The 2,277-nt window shown below is 70.8% G+C and carries 4 protein-coding genes; all 4 read right to left on the reverse strand.

Going from position 1 to position 2,277, the window contains the following annotated elements:
* The coding region (locus G7A99_RS14685; RefSeq protein ID WP_163141444.1) for a hypothetical protein at positions 1 to 244 on the reverse strand (244 nt) is incomplete at its 3' end.
* Between the two features lie 54 nt (positions 245 to 298).
* Positions 299 to 982 carry a prepilin-type N-terminal cleavage/methylation domain-containing protein gene (locus G7A99_RS14690; protein ID WP_371807622.1) on the reverse strand — a complete coding sequence of 228 codons (684 nt, stop codon included), beginning with the start codon at positions 980 to 982 and terminating at the stop codon, positions 299 to 301.
* A 26-nt stretch (positions 983 to 1,008) separates the two neighbouring features.
* The gene (locus G7A99_RS14695) at positions 1,009 to 1,641 is read right to left on the reverse strand and encodes a hypothetical protein (protein WP_163141450.1); all 633 of its coding nucleotides are present in this window, start codon (positions 1,639 to 1,641) and stop codon (positions 1,009 to 1,011) included.
* Between the two features lie 28 nt (positions 1,642 to 1,669).
* Complete coding sequence (locus G7A99_RS14700) at positions 1,670 to 2,227, reverse strand: hypothetical protein (RefSeq protein ID WP_163141453.1); 558 nt, start codon at positions 2,225 to 2,227, stop codon at positions 1,670 to 1,672.
* Positions 2,228 to 2,277: the final 50 nt, after the last annotated feature.

Genomic DNA, 2,277 nt, shown 5'->3' on the forward strand with positions numbered 1-2,277 from the left:
CCACCGGCTCGATCGCCGGCTCTTCGGAGCGTTTTTCGACCTTCTCCCGCAGCCGGTCCATCGCTTCCTGGAGCTTGCGGGACTGCTTGGCGGTGCGCGAGGCGACCTTCCTGGTGGTCTTGGTATCCACCTTGTCCATGTTCTGCAGGCTGCGTGTGGGCTGCTGGGCACACCCGGCCAGCAACACGGCGGCCGCGGCCGCTAGCAGGACACTCCTCGTTGCGCTTTTGCCGGCGATGCTCATCCCATTGACTCTCACTTTTCGGGGAAAGGAATTTTCGGGCCCGTGCCGGGGCCGTTACCGTGCGTTCAACCAGCCGGCGAGCGACGCGAACCCCTCCGCGGTGACGACGTCGTCCCGGTTACGGGTGGCGCCGGTGCCCGGTGCATAGGCGCACGGCCCGGTATGGACGGAGTCGAAGCGCCCGCCGTCACCGTCGCGGTCCGTCAGCGGCACGACCAGGAAGAACGCCACGTTGCGCACGGCGTTGCCGGCGCAGTCGATCGTCCCCTGGGTGCCGTCGTCGCCCGTCAGAAAGATCTCGTCGGTGCTCACCGGCGTGTCGGCCGCGTTGCCCAGGCCGATGATCAGGTCCGTCGTGTCGAGGCGCCCGTTCCCGCTGCGGTCCCCGGCAACTGCCAGATCGGCATCCGCATCGCCGTTGCGGTAGACCCCGTAGAACGCGCGGCGGGCGTCTTCGGGTACCCCCATGTGCAGCGTCTCGTAGGGGACGCGACCGGTCTGCGTCCGGTTGCCGGAGCAGTCTCCCGCCCGGCCGTCGCCGGAGGTGTCCGGGCATGGCAGACGGGCGTTCGCCAGCGCGAAGGCCCGTATCGCGTCGCGAACCTCGGCCCCGTGGCGCACCGCCGCCTGGCGGTCGCGGACGCTGCCGAGATTCAGGTAGCCGCTGCTCACGGTCCACACCAGCAGGCCCACCACCGCCAGCACCACGGCCAGCTCGATGAGCGTGAAGCCCGCCACCGTTGCCAAGGGCCGCTTCCCCATGGCTATTCCCCACCCTTCAGCTCCCGGGCTTCCTCGGGAAGCTGTCCCTGGAGCCGGCGCATTTCGGCGAGGATTCCCCGGATGCGTTGCCGGTCCTGCTTGCCGGGGTCGTCGGCAATGGACTTCATTTCGTTGGCGAGCGACTGGATTCGCCCCGCGTTCTTTACCGTCTCCTCCAGCCGCCTCAGGTCGACGCCGGCCACCTCGCTGGTGCCCAGCGTGCTGCGGAGCTGGCCCAGCAGCTCCCCGACCCGCTGGGGCGATCCCTGTCCCGGGGACTGGGCGATGCTGGCGAGCTCCCGCTGAATGCGGCGGACCCTGCCTCCCTCTCCGAGGGCCGACCCGTCGGTGTGTTGGTTGCCGTCCTGCCCGGATGGGGCCGGCTTGCGCTCCTGCTGGAACAGGGGAGGCGCCTCGTCGGTAGCCACTTCGGGCCGGGGTTCGGCCGTCTCCGCCGGCTCGCGGTCCCGGGGCTCCGGCGCCGCGGCGCGCTCCGTTGTGTCCTGCGTGCTCGGCAGGTTCGCGGCGGGCGGCTCGGGTACGCCACCCGGCATTACGAAGGCGTAGAACCAGATCACCACCGCCGCGAGGGTGGCGATGCCGATGAGGAAACCGTAGAGCGCTTGGCGATTCACCTGGACACCCAATTCCGTCAGTCTGCGGTCAGTTCACGTTGCCGTCGCCGGCGCCGGGGCGGAGCGTCCCCAGCTGCAGCTGCTCCGGGGGCAGCGTGAGCTTCTGCCGCCGCCCGCGACGTTCCCGTACCACGACGCTGCGTGTCCCGATCCGGGTCACCGTGCCGCCCCCGGGGAGCGCATCGCCGGTCTGGACGAGCCTGCCGTCCACCATGGCCATCCGCCGCTGGCCGTCGAGCAGCAGTGTCAGGTTGCGCTCGGGCAGCGGTGCCCGGGCGACACGCTCGGTGCCGTCCTCCGGCGGTGCCGGCTCCGGTTCGGGCTCGGGGCGGCGCGCGGTGGCGAGCAGCGTGTCCGTTTCCACGCGGCGGCGCTGGGCCATGAGGCGTGCCAGCGAGTCCAGCGAGCGCTCGGCGGCGGTAAGGCGCTCGCGACGGGTTTCGTCGACCCGGGAGATCTGCGGAAGGCCGGCCTCCGGGCGCGCAAGACCGCGGTCCCCGCCGTCGCGCACCTGTGGCAGGTCGGCGACGACCCATCCGACGATGATCACGGCGGCGACGTTGAACACGACGAACAGGTATTTCATGTGTCCTGGCTCCCGGGGGCCAACCGGTAGGAGAAGCTGCCGGGGGCATC

Source organism: Arhodomonas sp. KWT (genome assembly GCF_010993615.1).